Here is a 19,128-nt window from a genome sequence, read left to right as displayed (position 1 = left end):
TAATGGGCCGGCTTTTTTCTTACTTGCTTTCAGTCAGCGCTGCGACTTCGGTCGTCCATCCGAATTCGTCTGCGACAGCGCCTTTTTGAATGCCTGTAATCGTGTCATATAGTTTTTTTGCGATTTCTCCTGTTTCACCGTTGTTGATCGAAAGTGTTTCATCCTGCCAGATCAGCTCGCCAACTGGGGAAATAACAGCTGCTGTACCTGTTCCGAAGGCTTCTTCAAGGATGCCGTCTTTATGGGCTTGGATGACCTCATCGATCGCAATTTTTCGTTCTGAAACTTGAAGGCCCCAATGCTTAAGCAAGGCGATGACTGAATTGCGCGTAATGCCTTCCAGGATGCTCCCGTTCAGCATCGGCGTTACGATTTCACCGTTGATTTTGAAGAAGATGTTCATGCTTCCGACTTCTTCGATGTATTTCTTTTCGATTCCGTCCAGCCAAAGCACTTGGGAAAATCCTTTCTCTTCGGCGACCTGCTGCGCTTTTAAGCTTGAAGCGTAGTTCCCTGCGGTTTTGGCATTTCCTGTTCCGCCTTTTACCGCACGGACAAATTCACTTTCAACAGCGATTTTGACCGGCTTAATGCCTTCTTTGTAATAAGAGCCGACCGGAGAAAGAATGATCAAGAGCTTATACGTATGAGATGCCGCAACACCAAGGAAAGGCTCGGTTGCGATGATGAACGGACGGATGTAAAGGGACGTGCCCTCCGCATTTGGAATCCAGTCTTTATCAATTGCGACAAGCTGCTTTAAGCCTTCAAGAACCTGTTCTTCATCAATTTGCGGGATGCAGAGGCGGTCGTTTGATTGATTCAGGCGTTCCATATTTTTTTCCGGTCTGAAAAGCAGAACATGGTCATCCTCTGACACGTAAGCCTTTAACCCTTCAAACACGGTTTGGCCGTAGTGATAGACCATTGCGGCCGGATCCATTGGTAAGGGTTGATAAGGAATGATTCTTGGATCGTACCAACCTTTATCTGCCGCATAGTCCATTACAAACATGTGGTCTGTAAACACTCTTCCGAACGAAAGCTGATTTGGGTCTGGTTTCGGTTTTTTTGTTGATGTCAATTCAACGCGAATCGTTTGTTTAGTCATGGTCAATCTCCCTGCTGTTAAATTGTTTATATTATCAAACTTATTTGAAAATAATTATATTCTATTGTATACCTTCAACAAATAATCGCAATAGGTTTGCTCAAATTTGTAAGAAATTCATATGAAAAAAGCAGGAGAAATTAATTCTCCTGCGTGTTCATATGCTCGAATAACCTGTCATAATCGGCGCGAGTGGCATCCCGAAGACCTTCAACACGTTCATTTGTAATCTCCTGTTTGCCTTCCTTCAAGCCGTCCAAGAAATATTGAACATATTCTTCAGATGAAATGCCCCGGTACGTCAGGCCTTGTTTATCGCGTGATTTTTGGTTTAAGCCCGTGTCCACCATAGGCGGTGCCATTTCAATCACTTCCACGCTCGTGTCGCGGAGCTGGTGTCTGAGCGTAAGCGAGAACGAGTGAAGTGCTGCTTTTGTTGCGCAGTACACCGGATAAACAGCTAACGGGTTAAACGCAAGCCCGGATGTGACCTGAACGATTGCCGCTTCAGGCTGCTTCATCAAATGAGGTGTGAAAAGGGCGGATAAATGGACAGGCGCTTGGAAATTAAGTTCAATTTCATCACCATCCACAAAAAGATCCTCTGTCCCTTTTTTAAAGTCAATTTCCTTTTGAATGCCGGCGTTGTTGACGAGAACATTCAAGTTCGGATATTCCTTTAAAGCCCATTCATACAATGCTTCCCGCTGCGAACGGTCTGCAACATCACATTGCTTTGTATGGATGTTTGGGAGCTGCTGCTTCGCTTCTGCAAGACGTGCTTCGCTGCGTCCGCAAATGATAACTTCATTGCCAATTTCCAGCAGGCGCTTGGCCAGTTCAAGCCCGATGCCAGCAGAACCCCCTGTGATTAAAACCGTATTGCCTGTCATCTTCATTGGATGTAACACCTCTTAATTAAGTTGGCTGTGATTCCTTTACTATTTCAAATCTTAGCAGGAAATATGCAGCCGCGTCCTATGAGATGCTCAGGATGAAGTGACTTTTCCGGTTTTATAAAATTCGTCAATTGCTTTATCGACATACACCCAGCCTTTCCAGCCGATGTGAATGGTGTCTTTCATGAAATACGGGTCATATTCATGCCCTGAGAAATCAGCAACCTGGAAGCCCTTCGCTCTGATTTGTTTATTTACCTTTTTGTAATAGTCAGTGCGTCCTTTTTTCGGGAAGCCCGTGTAATCGTACCATTTCCCGTTAACAGGAATGGTGACAAACATAGGCTCTGCGCCCGCATCCTTCAGGATATCGAGCATCATTTCAAAGTCGCCATATTCCGGTGACACCGCATACGATCTTCCTTTGTTTTTCCCTTTCAGCTTAGGCACTCTCGGCTTCAGCTTTTTATAGACAGGGTTGTCGATGTGAAAATCGTTAGAACCGGAGTGGCGTTTGCCTGATTGATCCGCTAGTTTATTCAATTCAGACCATGACTTATCCTTTACTGACTGCGAGATATAGCGCTTTGGCCCGGATGATTCTGTCGTTGAATAATACAGATCTTTCTTTTCCAGCATGCTGTAATACACTTTCGCCGCCGGCTTCAGCGCGTTCACTTTCCACGTCTGGCCGTTTACCATTGCTTTATACAGCTCAGAAAGAATGGCATCGTTTTGCACAGCCTTAAAGCGAAGCATGCGTTTCATCATTTTCTTTTTAATTTCAGGATCGATCTGATCGTTAAATGCCAAATCAAGCCCTTGCAGCGCAGAATAGTTCGGCGCGAAATGCTGTTCATCAGACCCGCGCTTAATAAACCATTGCGGAGACACGATGAATACGATTTTTTTGCCCTTCAGCTGATCCATATGGGCAGCGAAGTTTAAAGAATGAATCAATGACTGGGATCCGCCTTTGCCGACAAGGTATGGCGTGAATCCCTCATTGTTTACCTGAAAATAATTAGATGGGTGGAACTCGTCCAGCCGAGAAAGCTCAGAAGACCCGTAAATCGGAAGATATGTCGGATCTTTGAGCATCTGATCTTGTAAATATAGCCCTTGAAACATACTCGGATTCAAGGCTGTTGCTGACTCTTTCACACGCTTATCGGTGATGAAGCCTGTCAGCCATGAAGATGGAATTGCGATGGCGCCTGCGAATAGAATAAACGCCAAAATAATTGGACCGAAAAAACGCTTTTTCATTATTTCAACTCAGACAGCTGATTTACAATGTTGTTAGGTGTATTCCAAACGTCCCGGTCAAATTCAGTGATCGGCACTAAAATATCAAAACGGTTTTCAATCGCAAGCAGCAATTCTACTGTTCCAAAAGAATCAAGCAAACCTTCTTCAAAAATTTCAATGTCAGGATTTTCCTTTACGATGTCATCCTGGCAAACCTCTGCTAAAACGTCTAATACCTCTTGTTTAAAATCCATAGCTTTCTAATCTCCTTTAATGGTGGTGATGAAATGGTTTTCCTGAGAAAATGTAAAACCCGAAGCAAACGAAGTGGAATGTGATCACAATAGCGAGAATGGTTGTCCAGCGGTTGGACGGCAGCCATTTATATTTCTTATTCCACTTCTCGAAAAAGTTGTAACACGTCATCAGCACGGCGTGATAGAGGCCGTAAATGATATATTGCGGCGCGAGCCCGTGCCAAACCCCCATCAGCATAAACAGCAGGAAATACCCGATGTTTGAGACGGCCATACGGTTTTTGATCCACTTTTTCTTAGTCATCCAAAATACGAATCTCATAAACACATAATCTCTGAACCAAAATGACAGAGACATATGCCAGCGATTCCAAAAATCTTTAATATTTTTACTGATAAATGGTTTATTAAAGTTTTCTGGTGATTTAATGCCCATAATGTAGCTGACCCCGACGGCAAACATCGTGTAGCCGGCGAAATCAAAGAATAAATACATGCTGTAGCCGTACATGTACAGCAGGTTCCCAAGAATCTTATTGTGCGTGATTGCGGGAAGATTCATGATGAAGTACGTATTGATCGCGTAGCCGATAATAAATTTATACAGGAAACCGATGAAGATTTTATGGATTCCCGTATACAACAGGTCGGCGTATTCTTCTTTCGTCCAAGCCTTCTGTTCATCCTTGACGAACCGGCGGTATCTGTCGATCGGGCCGGAGGAAATCGTCGGGAAAAACAGGATGAAATACAGCAGGCGGTGCAATGGCAGCTGTTCTTTCAGCAGTCCGTCTCTTGCTTCCATAATCAGCTGAACGCCTTTAAAGGTTAAATATGAAATCCCTAAAAAGCTGATCAGGTTATGCGGCGGATGATGCGGCTGCGGGTGTGAAAGAAACGGCCATATTTTTGACAGAAATAAAGGCAGAATAGACGCGATAACAGCCCCGCAAAAGACAAAGCCGCTGTTCGCTTTCTGCCGGTATGCCAGATAGCCGCTGATCAGGAGCACCTGCCATATTGTAAACAGGCACAGCGCGATGACCCCGTGTAAGTCGTGCGAAAAAATTAAAGCCAATATAATGATAGATATGAACATGTTGTATGCTTGAAATCTTTTTCCGTTTAAGCCGAGAATGATCGTCGGCAGAAGAAGAATGCCAAGCAGTATAAAGAATAAAAACGAGCTGTAAGGCGTCATACAAGAACCTCTTCGCCAATGCGTTTTCGGTCAATTTTGCCGTTAGCCGTCATTTGAATGTGATCCTGATAGATAAATTTTCTTGGGATCATATATGCCGGAAGAGAAGCGGCAAGCTCTTTTTTAATAGCGCTTGTCAGCTGGAATTCCTTCTCGAACTCATGCTCCTCAGGCACAATAGCAGCGATCAGGTACTCAACTGTTCCGTTTGGCTGATAAGGAATCACGACAGCAGAACGAACGTACTGTGACTGTCTGACATGGAACTCGATTTCCTCCAGCTCCATTCGATAGCCGTGAAGTTTAATCTGAAAATCCAAACGTCCTTGGCAGAAAATCTGACCGTCTTGAATAAAGCCGGCATCGCCAGTTCGGTATGCCCACTGGCCTTCATGAGAGAAAAACGCTTTTTCCGTCAGCTCTGGCTCACCAAGGTAGCCTCGGCTTACACTCGGCCCTGCAATGACGATTTCTCCTTTTTCTCCATCAGGAAGCGGCTGTCCCTGTTCATCCATAATGAAAATGTTCATATCTGGTTTGGCGAAGCCCACTGGAAGCGATTCGCTGCGGCTGATGACGTCATCCGTAATTTCAACCGATGTGACAGCCACTGTCGCTTCAGTCGGGCCGTACGTATTAAAAATCTTCGCTTTCGGAAAACGCTCAAGCAGCGCTTTTGCCACAGAAACCGGAAGAACCTCTCCGCAGAACATAAATGTGTCCGCATGAGGCAGCAGATCCTGTGAAAAACCCGGATCCATCAGGCACATTTGCACAAAGGAAGGTGTTGATGTCCACACATTCAGCCCGGACTTCTTCAGCTCTTCAAATAAGACTTTCGGCTTATTCACAGCATCCTTTGTCACGCAATGTAAAGTCCCGCCTGATTGAAGGCACGGATATAGGTCCATGACAGACAAATCAAATGAGAACGGCGCTTGGTTTAAAAATATTTTTCCTCCGCTGACTGGAAAGTCTGCACAAATCCAGTCTGTGAAGCTTTGAAGGTTCGCAGCGGAAATCTGCACGCCTTTCGGATTTCCTGTGCTCCCGGAAGTGTAAATGATATAAAACGTTTCGTGTTCTTTGACCCATTGATCTTGGCTGACAGAGCCGCCTTCGTTTTCCAGCAGTTCTTCCGCAGAAACTGTCTGAATCTGCTGGCCGACTGCATCAATTGAGAGTCCTGCTGCATGGATCAGCAATTCTGCTCCAGAGCTTTCGATAATTTTCGCAATCCGTTCGGACGGAATAGACAGGTCAACCGGAATATAAGGATGTCCCGCTTTGACACTTCCCAAGAAGGAAACAAGCATGTGCGGCTCCATGTGGCCGTACACAAGGATAGGAGATTTCTTTTCCCCAGAAATGCGTTTTTGGATCGCGGCAGCCGCGCGGTCAGACTGCTCCCATAATTCCTGATACGTGAGCGACTGGCCTTGAGAGCGGAAGGCATCGGTTTGCGGATAAGTTTCCGCATGTGTTTGAATAGCATGTAAAAGTTTCATAGTTATTCTCTCTCCAATTAGAAATCGTTATAAATATATGAACCGGTATTCGCGGTGTGAAAACCATACATAAAAAACAAAACAAGCAGTATCATCAAATAAAAGCCTGTATGACATGTCCACTTGACAGCGGGTTTTTCATACAGCTGTTTCATTAATTGCAGCATATCAAAAATTCCCTTCCCGTTTTTTCGACAATCACATGATTATTTGACGATCAGATGCTCAAAAAGTTTCATTTTTTCCCTAATCTCCCTCAAATTAATATATCGGCGTATGTTTTTGAAAATGAATCTTTATACCTGCAAGGGCAAGAATGGAATGTTTCGAGCTGATTCATAATAAAGGAAAAGATACCTGGAGTCAAAAGATCTTTTTAACTTTTAAAAAGTGTAATGTACTTAAAAAAATTTTTCTGTACCTGTTCGTTCAAGTGAAAGCAGAAACCTAATGAAATCGGGGCGGAAGCGTATAATAAGAAAGAAAACGCCTTCTTGCGGTATCTTGTGAAATAAGGGAGAAGTCATTATGATAGATAAGGAAGCAAAAGGAGTTTTTTATTAAGCTGCCGGCTGAAAAAAGTAAGCCTTTTAATAGAAAGGAAGAGGAAGATGAACCAAACAAATAAGGGTGAGGGTCAGACAGCGCCGCAAAAAGAAAGCATGGGGCAGATCCTTTGGCAGTTAACCCGTCCTCATACGTTAACCGCATCGTTTGTGCCTGTGCTGCTCGGAACCGTTTTGGCGATGTTTTATGTGAAGGTTGATCTGCTGCTGTTTTTGGCTATGCTGTTTTCTTGCCTATGGATCCAGATCGCGACGAACTTATTTAATGAATATTATGATTTTAAACGCGGATTAGATACAGCAGAATCAGTCGGAATCGGAGGGGCCATTGTACGCCACGGAATGAAGCCTAAAACGATTTTGCAATTAGCTCTTGCCTCATACGGGATTGCCATTTTGCTCGGTGTCTATATTTGTGCCAGCAGCAGCTGGTGGCTTGCGCTGATCGGCCTTGTCGGCATGGCGATCGGCTACCTGTATACAGGCGGGCCGCTGCCGATTGCGTACACGCCGTTCGGTGAATTATTCTCAGGCATTTGCATGGGTTCGGTGTTTGTGCTGATTTCGTTTTTCATTCAGACAGATATGATCAACACGCAAAGCATTTTGATTTCCATCCCGATTGCGATTCTTGTCGGCGCGATTAACCTGTCGAACAACATTCGTGATATTGAAGAGGACAAAAAAGGCGGCCGCAAAACATTGGCGATTTTGATGGGGCATAAGGGAGCTGTTACTCTGTTAGCTGCGTCGTTTGCCGTCGCTTATATCTGGGTTGTCGGCTTGGTTATTACCGGTGCCGCAAGCCCATGGCTGTTTGTCGTCTTTTTGAGCGTGCCTAAGCCGGTTCAGGCAGTGAAGGGCTTCGTCCAAAAAGAAATGCCGATGAATATGATTGTCGCAATGAAATCAACAGCCCAAACAAATACATTTTTCGGATTCCTGCTCTCGATCGGATTATTGATCAGCTATTTCCGATAATAAAAAAGACCGCTCGTTTCGTGCGGTCTTTTTTTGTTACAATCGACCGCATTTTGTAAAAAAATTCATAGAACCTTGCAGCAGACAGGGACGTCTAGTACATGGACAGCGGATAAAGTTCCGTTAAAGGAGATGACGAAAATGGATTTATCTGTAACACATATGGACGATTTAAAAACAGTAATGGAAGATTGGAAAAATGAATTATTAGTTTATAAATTTGCGCTAGATGCGCTCGATACAAAGTTCTCAATTATCAGCCAGGAATATAACCTCATTCACGGACACAACCCGATTGAACATACAAAATCCCGTGTCAAAAGCTTTGAAAGCATCGTGAATAAGTTAATGAGAAAGGGCTGTGAGATTACGACGAAGGAAATGAAGGAGCATATTCACGACATTGCCGGCGTGCGCATCATCTGTTCCTTTATTTCTGACATTTATAACGTCGTGAATGTGTTGAAGCAGCATGAAGATTTGAGAATCGTAAAGGTAAAGGATTATATCCAGACACCCAAACCGAATGGCTATCGAAGCCTGCATTTGATCATTGAGATGCCTGTGAATTTAACGAACCGTGTGGAATACGTCAAAGCAGAAATTCAAATCCGGACAATCGCGATGGATTTCTGGGCGAGCCTTGAACATAAAATTTATTATAAATTGAACAATGACGTTCCTAAGCAATTAACAGATGAGCTGAAAGAAGCCGCGGAGATTGCCCATTACCTAGATGAGAAAATGCTGGGGATTAAGAAAGAAGTGGATTGATAACAAATGCGAAGCCTGACAGGGTTTCGCTTTTTTGCTTTGCTTGCTAGTACTTTTTATACCAGTATAAACTCACTTCTGTTTCCATGATTGAACCTGCTTTATCATGCATGAAGAAAGGGGGTAAACATGAACCATTCCATTTCATTATCGAGAGGTTTGATTTTTCTTATCGCGGTGACTAGCGGGTTTACAGTAGCTAATGTCTATATCAATCAAACATTGCTTGTCAGCATGGCAGGCACGTTTCATGTGACGCCGGCACAAGCTGGGATGATTGCTACATTGGTGCAGATTGGCTATGCGGCGGGGAACCTTCTGCTTGTTCCATTGGGAGATCTTTTTGAACGCCGCCGCTTAATTGTGAGCCTGCTATTCTTAGTGGGGGTTTGTTCGGCAGCTTCAGCGTTAGCTGTAAGCTTTCCATGGCTAGTCATCACAAATTTATTATTGGGATTCTTCACGATTATTCCTCAAATCCTTGTGCCGTTTGCGGCAGGTTTAGCAAATGACAGGAACAGAGGAAAAGTACTCGGAAACGTAGCCATCGGCTTGGTTTGCGGAATTTTAGGGGCGAGAGTGGTCAGCGGGGCGATAGATGCCCATTATGGCTGGCGCGTGATGTATTGGATTGCCTGTGCAGCAGCCGTCATCATTATGTTGATCATTCACTTCTGCTTTCCGAAAAGCAAAGGGACACATGCATTTCATTACGGAAAACTCATTTCTTCATTATTTCCGCTTTTGATCAAGGAGAAAGTGTTAAGAAAAGCATGTGTAAACCAAGGCTTCATGTTCGGCGCCTTCAGTTTATTTTGGACGACGTTAGTGTTTATGGTGAGTGAACCTCCATTCTCGTTTGGCAGCCAGAGTGCCGGAACAATCGGTTTGGTGGGAATTGGCGGGGCTTTTTCAACTCTGCTGATCGGCCGGATTATTGATCAAAAAGGAGCTGCTTTTTCCAACAAGCTTTGTATGTCTTTTACCTTATTGTCATTTGTTTTATTAATGGCAGGCCAGACTTCATTGATTGTGATTGTATTGGGCGCTTTATTCATCACCATGGGCATTCAGGCGAATCAGGTGGCGTGTCAGGCGGAGATTTTCCAATTGTCGGCTGAAATGAGAAGCAGATTGAATGGCCTCTTTATGGTCAGCACGTTTTTAGGCGGCGCCTTGGGATCGTATGCAGGAGGTGCAGTCTGGATGCTGTTTCATTGGAACGGTGTTTGTATTCTGGGGATGATCATGGTCGGTATTGCCTTCAGTTCAAGGATTACCATAAATCGTACTACTAAAAAAACGATATTGGAAGGGAGATAGAAGCTGGTGCGAACAAGTGAACGTTATAAAAAAGGGTTAGATATTCTGAAACAAATTGATGAGGAGAACTATGAAGCGATCGTGGACAATTTTAAACATTCCATCGCTCCGGACCTTGGTGTGCTTGCCGTGGAGTTTAACTATGGTCAGATTTTTTCAAGACCAGGTCTTGATCTGAAATCCAGATTATTAGCAACCGTTGCTGGATTGACTGCATTGGGCAATACCCAGCAGCTAAAATTCTATATTAACGGAGCCCTGAATGTCGGATGGACACAAGAAGAACTCATAGAAGTCATGATGCAGATGATTATTTACTCAGGTTTCCCGAATGCACTGAATACCATTCTTCCTGTGGCCGCTGAAGTATTTGCAGAACGAAACAAATAATATAAAAACCTTCTCCTTTTTATGTAGAATACTAATAGGAAATTCTATGCAGAAGGAGAGTGTGTATGTGGACAGTATGGCAGAAAAACGGAAAGAGCTAGGGGAGTTTTTAAAACTTAAAAGGGCACAGCTTTCTCCGCAAGAGTTTGGATTGCCTATGGGCACCAGAAGGAAAACAACAGGCTTGAGAAGAGAGGAATTAGCCCAGCTGTCCGGTATAGGTGTCACATGGTACACATGGCTGGAGCAGGGAAGGGATATTCGGGTATCGACACAGGTACTGGAAAGCATATCGAGAGTGCTCAAATTGAATTATGAGGAAAAGCGTCATGTCTTTCTGTTGGCTGGCCATCATGTTCCTTTAGATGATCAGGATGAAGATAATAAGAGCCTTCCTCTGGCTGTGCGGCACTTTATTGATCATTTAACCAATTGCCCTGTTTATGTGACTGACGAAAAGTGGGACGTTATTGCTTGGAACACAGCAGCTTGTGCTGTGTTCGGCAATTTTGGCCAAATGGGCAGTAAGGAAAGGAACGCCATATGGCGATGTTTCACCTCGAAGGAGTATCGGAATCTGCTTGACGACTGGGAAAGCCACGCCAAAAAACTTATCGCACAGTTTCGATCGACAGCCAGCCGTTTTCTTGGGGAAGCATGGATAAAAGAGCTGATCGATGAGTTAACTGAAAGAAGCCCCGAATTTAAAAAATGGTGGAACCACCACGAAGTATTAGGCACACACGCAGGAGAAAAAGTACTTCATCACCCGGCAGCCGGAACAATGGTGATGGAGCATATGACATTACAAATATATGACTCTCCTGATTTGAAACTGACCATTTATCGCCCGTTAGAAAAAGAAAATACAGTTGATAAACTGAAAGCTTTACTTATAGACGGCTAAACAGCTGATCATTATAAAAAAAGACGGCACCCAAGTGCCGTCTTTTTTTATTTGATATCTTCAAAAATGTCAGATGCTTTCGCCTTCATTTGTTTCTTAATGGTTTTCGGTTTCTTCTCTTTTTTCACAGCCTCATAGACAGCGGCTGTCACAAGATCGCCTGCTTGCTGGAGGCGTTCTTTGCTGATATGTTCGATCGAGTCTTCAGGGGTATGATACCACGGCTCAACTTCTTCTGTTTCCGGGTCTCCCCAAATAAAGTTGGCGGAATCAATGCCGGCTTCGTGGAATGGCACATGATCAGATGATCCTCCCTGTGTCAGAGACAGGCTGTCAAACCCAATTTTTTCAGCAGCCGTATGGCTGGATTCCCAAACATAGTTAGATTGGCCATCCAATGTGTTGACATACAGCTCAGACGCTTTTTCCCAGCTTGTGCCTACCATATCTAAGTTGAAGTTCACTTCGCTTCGTTTCAGCTCTTTTTCCGATAGATGATCTACATAGTGAGAGGAGCCGAGCAGGCCGAGCTCTTCGGCGCCGAAAGCGATAAAGCGGATTTCTTTATCAGATGGAACGCTTTTTAAGACACGCGCCATCTCCAGCATAACAGAGGTTCCTGAGCCGTTGTCATTTGCCCCGGGTGAAAAAGGAACACTGTCGTAATGGGCCGTCACGTACACAATGTCTGGATGTTTGATGTTCTTTGGTTTTTTGATTCCGATGATATTCTGGGAGGTTTGGTTTGTGAATGCTTTTAGTTTTAAGGTGGCTTCTTTTTGCTGGGTAAGTGCTTCGCCGTCTTCTTTCTTAATGCCGACGACCGGAATGCCGACTTTATTTCCCGACAGGTTTGGCGTCATAGGCACGAGGCTTTCTTTGTTGTTATAAATGATGACAGCTTTTGCTCCGGCGGCTTCGGCATTTTTGGCTTTCTCGTAATAAGTCAGGTCTCCTCTGGAAATCAAGGCGATTTTGCCCTTGACGTCAGCGGTAAAGTCCTTTTGATAGCCCAATCCCGCATTGTAAAGCGGGGCCGTCAGCCCTTGTTCCTCAGTCGGAGCTGAGCCGGACGCCGCTTGGAGAAGAATATCGCGTCCTGCTGAAGACAGTGTTCCCTCAAGCCGGTCAGGAATGTTGAATCGTTGAACCTTCACATCAAGCTTTAATTTTCTCAAGGATGAAGCGATCAATAGGGCGCTCTTTTTTTCAGCTGCAGTTCCGGCTATTCTGGGGCCGATTGCTTCACTTAGCTGAGAAATGGTAGAGTACGCATGCTTTGCTTTGAATGGAAGCTCGCGCTCGCTATTTGATATTTGTAAAGCGTGCGCGGCAGGGGTGACACTCTGTGCCGGCAAGAGCAGTGTGCCGGCAGTTAAAACAGCCATCGTCATGACAGTCAAAAGCTTTTTCATCAAAAATAAACCTCCCCTAAATGTATGGTTGGGGAATATTTCGGGATGCTAAAGGAGTTTCCTGCAAGATGAAGAGCGTTTTTGAAAAGACAGTGCTTTATACCTGCAAAAAACGCTTATGAATGAAGGGTCATAAGCGTTTCGGAATATCAGACTATTGGAGCTTTAAAAACTTGCGTTTGCCGACTTGGATGATCATATTCTCTCTTATCTCTGCTTTGGCGTGAATATCTGTTATTTTCTCTCCGTCGATGCGTACACCGCCGTTTTGAATCATGCGGCGCGCCTCGCTCTTCGAAGAGAGGAGCTTCAATGTAACGAGCAGATCGACAATCGCGATTGTTTTCTCGCCTTCCCATTGGACAGACGGAATATCATCAGGAAGGCTGTTTTCCTGAAAGACTGTTTTAAACGAGTGTTCGGCAGCTTCTGCTGCTTTCTCTCCGTGATACATTCGGACGATTGTTTTGGCTAAAAGCATTTTGGCATCACGCGGATGAACTGCGCCGGTTTCTAAGTCTTTCACGAGCTGTTTTTTCTCTTCAAGCTCTAAGTCTGTTGCCAAGTGGATGTATTTTTTCATCAGGCTGTCGGGCAGTGACATCGTTTTTCCGTACATGTCGTTTGGATGTTCGTTAATGCCGATGTAGTTGTGTTTCGACTTCGACATTTTCTCGACGCCATCCAAGCCTTCCAAGAGCGGCATCAGGATGACGACTTGTTTTTCTTTGTTGTATCGTTCTTGGAAATGCCGTCCCATGAGGACATTGAAATGCTGATCCGTTCCGCCTAATTCAATATCACTTTCGAGAACGACAGAATCATATCCCTGCATCAATGGGTAAAAGAATTCATGCAGTGAGATTGGTTTTTGCATGGCGATGCGTTCTTCAAAGTCGTCGCGCTCCATCAGGCGGGCTACCGTTATTTTCCCTGCTAATTCAATGACATCTTCCAGATTCAATGTTTTCAGCCATTTTGAGTTATAGTGAAGCTCGACTTTTTCTGGATCAAGCACTTTTCCGAATTGCTCAAAGTAGGTTTTGGCATTGTGCTGAACTTCTTCATCAGTCAGTTGCTTTCTGGCTGCCGATTTTCCGGTCGGATCACCAATTTTTCCTGTGAAATCCCCAATTAACAGCTGGACAATGTGGCCGTTTTCTTGAAATTGGCGAAGCTTATTTAACACAACCGTATGGCCCAAATGTACATCCGGTGCAGACGGATCTAATCCGAGCTTAATTTTAAGCGGCGTGCCCGTGGAAATTGATTTCACGAGCTTTGCCTTTAATTCCTCCGGCGGTATGACTTCGTGGGCGCCTGTCATGTATAGCTGAAGCTGTCTTTCTACCTCTTTTTGCTGTGACGCTGTGAGCTGCTCAAATGTTCTCATCATTTTTCCTCCTTTTTTACAAACACAAAAAAGAGCCCATCCCGATAAGGGACGTGGCTCAATGCACGCGGTACCACCCTGGTTGAAGACATCGTCTTCCGCTCATTCGAATAACGGTTTCCCGTTCTTTGCTACCTTTAAGGTTCACAAAGAAAGCTCGGGGAGGTAATTCACGTTTGCTGTGTGCCGGCTCGCACCTTCCGCCGGCTCTCTGAAACAGGGAGACAAACCGCTACTGGATTCCCGTCAAAGCTTATGTTGTATGAAGATTGTCAGCTACCTTTCTAAGCAGCCCTGTCAATATTTTCTGTTCGTCCTTCGTCATTCCCGCAATGAGCTCTGTTTCCCCTTTGTGAAACTCCGGGTAGAGTTCTTCGATCGCTTGTTTGCCGGAATCGGTGATAGAGACAAATACGAGTCGCCGATCTCTTGTGTCGATGCTTTTACGGCAAAAACTCTTTTTTTCGAGCGTTTTGATCACGTTGCTTGCTGTAGCTGTAGATATCCCTGACAGCTCAGCGATTTTTCTCGTTTCGAGCGCTCCCCATACCCATAGATCATAAAGAATGGAGAAAGCGGTCCAAGAAAGGTTATAGGAAGAAAGAACCTCAGTCTCCATTTTGACACGGAGCCTTTGTGCAGACCGATACAGATTCGTAGCGATCGAAATGGCTTCCAGGTTAAGTGACTCGACGGGCATTTGTTTGAGCTTAGAAAGTGTATCGTGTTCTTCCTTCCGAAGCTGCTGATGTTGATGTGAACGTTCCATTTTTTAGGCCTGCCTTAAATTATCAGAATCATTAGCTATGAAACGAATTGTAGCAGAGTCTGGTGTGAACTTCAAGCCCATATATCGGTTGAATAAAAAAAGCCCAAACAACGCCAAAATAAACAAAAAACCGCAAACGGGGGTGCAGTTTTGCAAAAATATGTTCAATCCGTCTATAAACATGATCCGTTTCATCTATTTTCGACAGAGCATGTAGTGACGTTAGCGATTATCGCCCTTTTGGCCATTCTGTTGTTTTTGTTCCAAGAGAGGGTCAAGCAGCCGAGGGCCAGCCGGTTTTTGCGTTCTCTGTTTGTGTTTCTTTTGCTTGGTTCGCAAATCGGCTATCAAATATGGATGGTCGCCACGGGCAGGTGGTCGGTGCGCACTTCATTGCCTCTCCAGCTTAGTGACCTGTCGGTGTATTTGTCAGCTATTATGTTAGTGACAAAAAGCAGAAAGCTGTTTGTGTTTTTGTTTTTTGCCGGCATCGGCAGTTCGATTCAGGCTCTTGCCACTCCTGACCTCGGAATGTTTTCATTTCCGCATATCCGATATATCCTCTTTTTTATTTCTCACGGGTCTGTGTTTTTATCCTGTCTGCTGATGGCTGTGATTGGCACCAACAGAATGGGCCAGCGCTCGTTATGGGTGACAGTCCTGCTTGTTAATGTGTACGGCGTCTGTATTTTCCTGATTGATCGCTGGCTTGGCGCGAATTATATGTATTTGACGAAAAAACCGGGCGGATCCTCTCTCTTAGATGTTCTCGGGCCATGGCCATGGTATATCGTCTCGGCTGAAGCCATCACGATCGCCAGCTTTTTCATTCTTTATTTGCTTTATCGCATCTTCAAAAAATGACACCTTTTTTGTTGTATCACACATTCTGTTTAAAAAAATGTCGGAGAACGTGTTTATTTTTTTGAAAAAGGGTATGTAACTTGTACAACAAAAAGGGAGATGAATACCATTGAGGAAAGATGAAATCATGCATATCGTATCATGCGCAGATGATAATTATGCTCGTCATTTAGGTGGGATGTTCGTTTCTTTATTGACTAACATGGATCAGGAGAGAGAGGTAAAATTATACGTCATTGATGGCGGAATTAAGCCTGATAACAAAAAAAGACTGGAAGAAACCACTTTGAAATTCGGAGTGCCGATTGAGTTTTTAGAAGTGGATACCAAAATGTATGAACATGCGGTAGAGAGCAGCCATATTACAAAAGCCGCGTATTACCGCATTTCGATTCCCGACTTAATTAAGGATGAAAGCATCAAACGAATGATTTACATCGATTGCGATGCGCTTGTCCTAGAGGATATTTCTAAGCTATGGGACTTAGACATTGCGCCATACACCGTAGCCGCTGTTGAGGATGCGGGGCAGCATGAACGCCTGAAAGAAATGAACGTCACTGATACAGGGAAGTATTTTAACTCAGGTATCATGATTATTGATTTTGAGTCTTGGAGAAAGCAAAACATCACAGAAAAAGTCATCAACTTTATCAATGAACACCCAGACGAAGACTTTCTTGTGCTGCATGACCAAGATGCACTGAATGCGATCTTGTATGATCAGTGGTATGAACTTCATCCGCGCTGGAACGCTCAAACCTATATCATGTTAAAGCTGAAAACCCCATCGACTCTGTTAGGGCGGAAGCAATATAATGAAACAAGAGAAAACCCGGCAATCGTGCACTTCTGCGGCGGAGAAAAGCCTTGGAACTCCAATACAAAACATCCGTATCGCGATGAGTATTTCCATTACATGTCCTATACGAAGTGGAATACGATTGGGAATCCGGCGATCAACCAATAATACAGATATAAAAAAACGCTTTTGAGATGATCAAAAGCGTTTTTTGTTTGTCTCAGCGTGCGACTGACCGTTGGTAGAACCGCTGAATATGCATGGCGATGTAGCACAATTCTTTTTCAGGAAATTCAAAGCCGTATTCCTTCTTCACAAAGGTGCCGATGCTTAGGGCACACAGGAAGGCATCCTTAAACTTCTCTTTAATGATGTCGATCATTTCTGCGTCCAGCTCGTAAATGGATTCGCCTGCTTTGATATGCTGAATGGCAAAGCGGAGATGGGTCACAAGCCGTTCATAAGAGATGGTATCTTCAACGATATTAATAGACAGTTGAATTTCGATAATCTCGATAATATCACGGATCATTGTTGTAATATCAAGCGTTTGTGTCATATCGCCGGCATTGTTTCTTGCTGTGTGGATATGCATGGCGATATTGCCGATTTCATCATCAGGAATGTGAATCCCCAGTTTATCTTTAATCAGTGCTCTGGCCCATAAGCCGATCTGGAACTCCTTTGGATAAAGGACTTTGATTTCATTCAGCAGCGGATTTTTGATAACCATCCCATTGCTCAGGCGTTCAATCGCAAAAGAAAGATGGTCTGAAAAAGCGACATGAATGCGCTCGTTGATTTTGATGTTCAGCTCTTTTTCGGCATGAGAGATAATTTGCTCAGAAATCTGAATGTGGTCTTCAGGCAATGTTTCTAAAATCTCTTCGAACTGCTTATAGTCAGGTGTATCTTTTCTGATAAAGGTTTTTTCTATTTTTGACGGATCGACAATATCATTCTTCTTTTTGTTAAACGCAATTCCTGCACCCAAGAGAATCTTCTCTTCATTTTGATCCTTTACGACGATAGCATTATGATTTAAGATTCTTTTAATTTTCATAGCTTTTTTGTCCTTTCATCCCCCGTTTTATGAATGAAAACGAATAAATCCAGTTATTCTGTCTCTTCTTTAAACCCGAGAAACAATGTAGCTATAAAAGCAGAGACGGCTGCGATCAAAAAACCGATCATATAATAAACAAAATTCGCGGCGCCAAACGGCAGCACAATTGAAATCATCGGAATGCCTGTCAGCCCGTAGGAATTTGCCACAACTTGTACCGCAACCACGTATGCTCCGCCAATAGCACCGCCGATGGCTGCTCCGATAAAGGGACGGATCAATTTGAGATTTACCCCGAATACAATCGGCTCAACAATGCCTAAAAACGCGGTCAGAGAAGCGGGGAGCGCAATTTTCTTCAGGCTTGATTGTTTCGTTTTGAGGAATACCGCAAGCCCCGCTCCGCCTTGGGCCACATTCGCCATCGACCATATCGGCACTAAAAAGTTGACACCGACATGCGGATTAGCAAGCAGCGTTGCCTCAATTGCATAAAAGCTATGATGCAATCCAGATAGGACGATGGTGGAGTAGATGCCGCCGAAAAGGGCTCCGGCGGCAATGCCGGCGTGATCATAGATATAGACGATCGATTGTGTCATGATCTGGCCGATGATGGACGCGGCGGGATTCATCACAATCAGCGCGAGGCATCCTGTCACCATGACCGTAATAAAGGGAATGATCACGACATCAAGCGACTTCGGCACAATCGATTTTAATAGCTTCTCAATTTTGCTCATGACAAAAACGGAAAGAAGAATCGGTATCATGGAACCCTGATAGCCCATCATTGGGATATGAAGCCCCCATATGTCTAAAGAAGACGGGGTTTTGCTGCCGAGCATAGACGGGTCCAGCAGATCAGGATGCGTCAAAAGCCCCGCGATCACTGCCCCTAGGTATGGGTTGCTGCCAAATTGCCGTGCGGCACTGAAGCCGACTAAAATCGGCAGTAAAATAAAGGCTGTGCTGGACACGAGGTCGAGCATTTTAATCCATGGGCTGCCGGCAGCGAACCAGTGAAACACCTTAATCATGCCGATCAGCCCCATGAGCAGGCCGCTTGCTGTTATTGCCGGAATAATCGGCACAAAAATATCGGACAGTGTTTTCGCAAAAGCTGCGGCAGGGTTCAGCTTCCGGCTGGCTTTTTTCTGGTGGACAGGTTCTTCAGAAGGCGCGTTCTCCCATACATGAACGACTTCTTTATATATTTTGTTGACGACGCCTGCTCCGAAGATAATCTGGAAAAGCCCATAACGGAAAAAGGTGCCCTGCACACCTTGCAGGTTCTCAATGGCATGTATATCAATTTTCGTCTCGTCCTTTACATCAAAACGAAGACGGGTCGTACAATGGCTGATGCTGATAATATTGTTTTTTCCTCCTGCGAGCAGCAGTAATTCTTTTGCAATCTCTTTATGCAAGCAATCAAAACCTCCTTTGCTGAAGAAAAGTCGGCTTGTTCATCGTATCAAATGAAAAGTTGACAATCAAAATGAAAAAAGTGAGAAATATCGGCTGAAAATGACAAAAATGCCCGCGTCGACGACGGAGCATGAGAATAGGGGTTGTCCAAGGCGCCGTTATGAGCCCAACACGAAAAGAAGAGTTAAAATGCCCTGCTTTTTAGGCACTAATACTCCCT

Annotated in this window: 20 protein-coding genes and 1 other annotated feature; of the genes, 8 read left to right on the top strand and 12 right to left on the bottom strand. The window is 44.3% G+C overall.

Annotated features, from left to right (window positions below; translation table 11 throughout):
• Positions 1-19 precede the first annotated feature (19 nt).
• The 7 genes from MKX71_RS19925 to MKX71_RS19895 all read right to left on the bottom strand — a co-directional run bounded on the left by MKX71_RS19925 (position 20) and on the right by MKX71_RS19895 (position 6,394).
• Complete coding sequence (locus MKX71_RS19925; RefSeq protein WP_029318644.1) at positions 20-1,111, bottom strand: branched-chain amino acid aminotransferase; 1,092 nt, start codon at positions 1,109-1,111, stop codon at positions 20-22.
• Positions 1,112-1,251: 140 nt separating this feature from the next.
• The gene (locus tag MKX71_RS19920) at positions 1,252-2,010 is read right to left on the bottom strand and encodes an SDR family oxidoreductase (RefSeq protein ID WP_041850366.1); all 759 of its coding nucleotides are present in this window, start codon (positions 2,008-2,010) and stop codon (positions 1,252-1,254) included.
• Positions 2,011-2,100: 90 nt separating this feature from the next.
• Positions 2,101-3,279, bottom strand: a complete 1,179-nt coding sequence (gene dltD, locus MKX71_RS19915) for a D-alanyl-lipoteichoic acid biosynthesis protein DltD (RefSeq protein WP_339231538.1) — start codon at positions 3,277-3,279, stop codon at positions 2,101-2,103.
• Positions 3,279-3,515, bottom strand: a complete 237-nt coding sequence (dltC, locus tag MKX71_RS19910; RefSeq protein ID WP_003227325.1) for a D-alanine--poly(phosphoribitol) ligase subunit DltC — start codon at positions 3,513-3,515, stop codon at positions 3,279-3,281. Before dltC ends, dltD begins: the two co-directional genes overlap by 1 nt.
• A 16-nt stretch (positions 3,516-3,531) precedes the next feature.
• Positions 3,532-4,719 carry a D-alanyl-lipoteichoic acid biosynthesis protein DltB gene (gene dltB / locus MKX71_RS19905; protein WP_003227327.1) on the bottom strand — a complete coding sequence of 396 codons (1,188 nt, stop codon included), beginning with the start codon at positions 4,717-4,719 and terminating at the stop codon, positions 3,532-3,534.
• The gene (gene dltA / locus MKX71_RS19900) at positions 4,716-6,227 is read right to left on the bottom strand and encodes a D-alanine--poly(phosphoribitol) ligase subunit DltA (RefSeq protein ID WP_114523606.1); all 1,512 of its coding nucleotides are present in this window, start codon (positions 6,225-6,227) and stop codon (positions 4,716-4,718) included. The genes dltB and dltA overlap by 4 nt, the downstream gene beginning before the upstream one ends.
• Positions 6,228-6,244: 17 nt before the next feature.
• Positions 6,245-6,394 carry a teichoic acid D-Ala incorporation-associated protein DltX gene (locus MKX71_RS19895; protein ID WP_003227330.1) on the bottom strand — a complete coding sequence of 50 codons (150 nt, stop codon included), beginning with the start codon at positions 6,392-6,394 and terminating at the stop codon, positions 6,245-6,247.
• 149 nt (positions 6,395-6,543) lie between these two features.
• Between MKX71_RS19895 and MKX71_RS19890 the strand changes: the two genes are divergently transcribed.
• The 6 genes from MKX71_RS19890 (at position 6,544) to MKX71_RS19865 (ending at position 11,168) form a co-directional block, all read left to right on the top strand.
• Positions 6,544-6,678 (top strand): hypothetical protein, encoded by a 135-nt coding sequence (locus MKX71_RS19890; protein ID WP_003227332.1) that lies wholly within the window; start codon positions 6,544-6,546, stop codon positions 6,676-6,678.
• Between the two features lie 160 nt (positions 6,679-6,838).
• A complete protein-coding gene (locus MKX71_RS19885) occupies positions 6,839-7,774 on the top strand; it encodes a 1,4-dihydroxy-2-naphthoate polyprenyltransferase (protein ID WP_015250916.1) in 936 nt (311 codons plus the stop codon).
• A 141-nt stretch (positions 7,775-7,915) separates the two neighbouring features.
• Positions 7,916-8,548: a GTP pyrophosphokinase YwaC gene (ywaC, locus tag MKX71_RS19880; RefSeq protein ID WP_003244564.1), complete on the top strand. Its 633-nt coding sequence runs from the start codon at positions 7,916-7,918 to the stop codon at positions 8,546-8,548.
• A 129-nt stretch (positions 8,549-8,677) separates the two neighbouring features.
• Entirely contained in the window at positions 8,678-9,871 is a 1,194-nt protein-coding gene (locus tag MKX71_RS19875) for an MFS transporter (protein WP_339231537.1), read from the top strand.
• A gap of 6 nt (positions 9,872-9,877) precedes the next feature.
• A complete protein-coding gene (locus MKX71_RS19870) occupies positions 9,878-10,261 on the top strand; it encodes a carboxymuconolactone decarboxylase family protein (protein WP_019712843.1) in 384 nt (127 codons plus the stop codon).
• A gap of 67 nt (positions 10,262-10,328) precedes the next feature.
• Complete coding sequence (locus tag MKX71_RS19865; protein ID WP_048654805.1) at positions 10,329-11,168, top strand: helix-turn-helix transcriptional regulator; 840 nt, start codon at positions 10,329-10,331, stop codon at positions 11,166-11,168.
• Between the two features lie 47 nt (positions 11,169-11,215).
• Here MKX71_RS19865 and ywaD read toward each other — a convergent pair whose 3' ends face one another.
• The 3 genes from ywaD to ywaE form a co-directional block, all read right to left on the bottom strand.
• Positions 11,216-12,583 (bottom strand): aminopeptidase YwaD, encoded by a 1,368-nt coding sequence (gene ywaD, locus MKX71_RS19860; protein ID WP_015250921.1) that lies wholly within the window; start codon positions 12,581-12,583, stop codon positions 11,216-11,218.
• A gap of 154 nt (positions 12,584-12,737) precedes the next feature.
• Entirely contained in the window at positions 12,738-13,979 is a 1,242-nt protein-coding gene (tyrS, locus tag MKX71_RS19855) for a tyrosine--tRNA ligase (protein WP_114523607.1), read from the bottom strand.
• Between the two features lie 41 nt (positions 13,980-14,020).
• Positions 14,021-14,235: a binding site (T-box leader), on the bottom strand.
• Complete coding sequence (ywaE, locus tag MKX71_RS19850; RefSeq protein WP_003227345.1) at positions 14,230-14,745, bottom strand: tyrZ transcriptional regulator YwaE; 516 nt, start codon at positions 14,743-14,745, stop codon at positions 14,230-14,232. Its footprint overlaps the feature before it by 6 nt.
• A gap of 150 nt (positions 14,746-14,895) precedes the next feature.
• On the opposite strand from ywaE, the gene MKX71_RS19845 reads away from it, so the two are divergent.
• Positions 14,896-15,609: a TIGR02206 family membrane protein gene (locus MKX71_RS19845; protein WP_213385559.1), complete on the top strand. Its 714-nt coding sequence runs from the start codon at positions 14,896-14,898 to the stop codon at positions 15,607-15,609.
• A gap of 109 nt (positions 15,610-15,718) precedes the next feature.
• Positions 15,719-16,579 carry a glycosyltransferase family 8 protein gene (locus tag MKX71_RS19840; RefSeq protein WP_015714932.1) on the top strand — a complete coding sequence of 287 codons (861 nt, stop codon included), beginning with the start codon at positions 15,719-15,721 and terminating at the stop codon, positions 16,577-16,579.
• Positions 16,580-16,631: 52 nt separating this feature from the next.
• Here the strand turns inward: MKX71_RS19840 and sacY are convergent, their stop codons facing one another.
• Together sacY and sacX are read right to left on the bottom strand one after the other, a co-directional pair.
• Positions 16,632-17,474, bottom strand: coding sequence for a transcription antiterminator SacY (sacY, locus tag MKX71_RS19835; protein ID WP_003244589.1), 843 nt, complete (start codon positions 17,472-17,474; stop codon positions 16,632-16,634).
• Positions 17,475-17,527: 53 nt separating this feature from the next.
• Positions 17,528-18,907 carry a SacY negative regulator SacX gene (sacX, locus tag MKX71_RS19830; protein ID WP_339231536.1) on the bottom strand — a complete coding sequence of 460 codons (1,380 nt, stop codon included), beginning with the start codon at positions 18,905-18,907 and terminating at the stop codon, positions 17,528-17,530.
• Between the last annotated feature and the right edge of the window lie 221 nt (positions 18,908-19,128).

This window comes from Bacillus sp. FSL M8-0071 (genome assembly GCF_037975455.1).
GTDB classification, from domain to species: Bacteria; Bacillota; Bacilli; order Bacillales; family Bacillaceae; genus Bacillus; species Bacillus subtilis.
The sequence above is the reverse complement of the archived record's forward strand: the minus strand, read 5'-3'. Positions and strand labels throughout refer to the sequence as shown.

Bases quoted from the DNA above. Each gene is read 5' to 3' on its own strand.
- MKX71_RS19925 (WP_029318644.1), bottom strand. From the start codon at position 1,111: ATGACTAAACAAACGATTCGCGTTGAATTGACATCAACAAAAAAACCG.
- MKX71_RS19920 (WP_041850366.1), bottom strand. From the start codon at position 2,010: ATGAAGATGACAGGCAATACGGTTTTAATCACAGGGGGTTCTGCTGGC.
- dltD (WP_339231538.1), bottom strand. From the start codon at position 3,279: ATGAAAAAGCGTTTTTTCGGTCCAATTATTTTGGCGTTTATTCTATTC.
- dltC (WP_003227325.1), bottom strand. From the start codon at position 3,515: ATGGATTTTAAACAAGAGGTATTAGACGTTTTAGCAGAGGTTTGCCAG.
- dltB (WP_003227327.1), bottom strand. From the start codon at position 4,719: ATGACGCCTTACAGCTCGTTTTTATTCTTTATACTGCTTGGCATTCTT.
- dltA (WP_114523606.1), bottom strand. From the start codon at position 6,227: ATGAAACTTTTACATGCTATTCAAACACATGCGGAAACTTATCCGCAA.
- MKX71_RS19895 (WP_003227330.1), bottom strand. From the start codon at position 6,394: ATGCTGCAATTAATGAAACAGCTGTATGAAAAACCCGCTGTCAAGTGG.
- MKX71_RS19890 (WP_003227332.1), top strand. From the start codon at position 6,544: ATGGAATGTTTCGAGCTGATTCATAATAAAGGAAAAGATACCTGGAGT.
- MKX71_RS19885 (WP_015250916.1), top strand. From the start codon at position 6,839: ATGAACCAAACAAATAAGGGTGAGGGTCAGACAGCGCCGCAAAAAGAA.
- ywaC (WP_003244564.1), top strand. From the start codon at position 7,916: ATGGATTTATCTGTAACACATATGGACGATTTAAAAACAGTAATGGAA.
- MKX71_RS19875 (WP_339231537.1), top strand. From the start codon at position 8,678: ATGAACCATTCCATTTCATTATCGAGAGGTTTGATTTTTCTTATCGCG.
- ywaD (WP_015250921.1), bottom strand. From the start codon at position 12,583: ATGAAAAAGCTTTTGACTGTCATGACGATGGCTGTTTTAACTGCCGGC.
- tyrS (WP_114523607.1), bottom strand. From the start codon at position 13,979: ATGATGAGAACATTTGAGCAGCTCACAGCGTCACAGCAAAAAGAGGTA.
- ywaE (WP_003227345.1), bottom strand. From the start codon at position 14,745: ATGGAACGTTCACATCAACATCAGCAGCTTCGGAAGGAAGAACACGAT.
- sacY (WP_003244589.1), bottom strand. From the start codon at position 17,474: ATGAAAATTAAAAGAATCTTAAATCATAATGCTATCGTCGTAAAGGAT.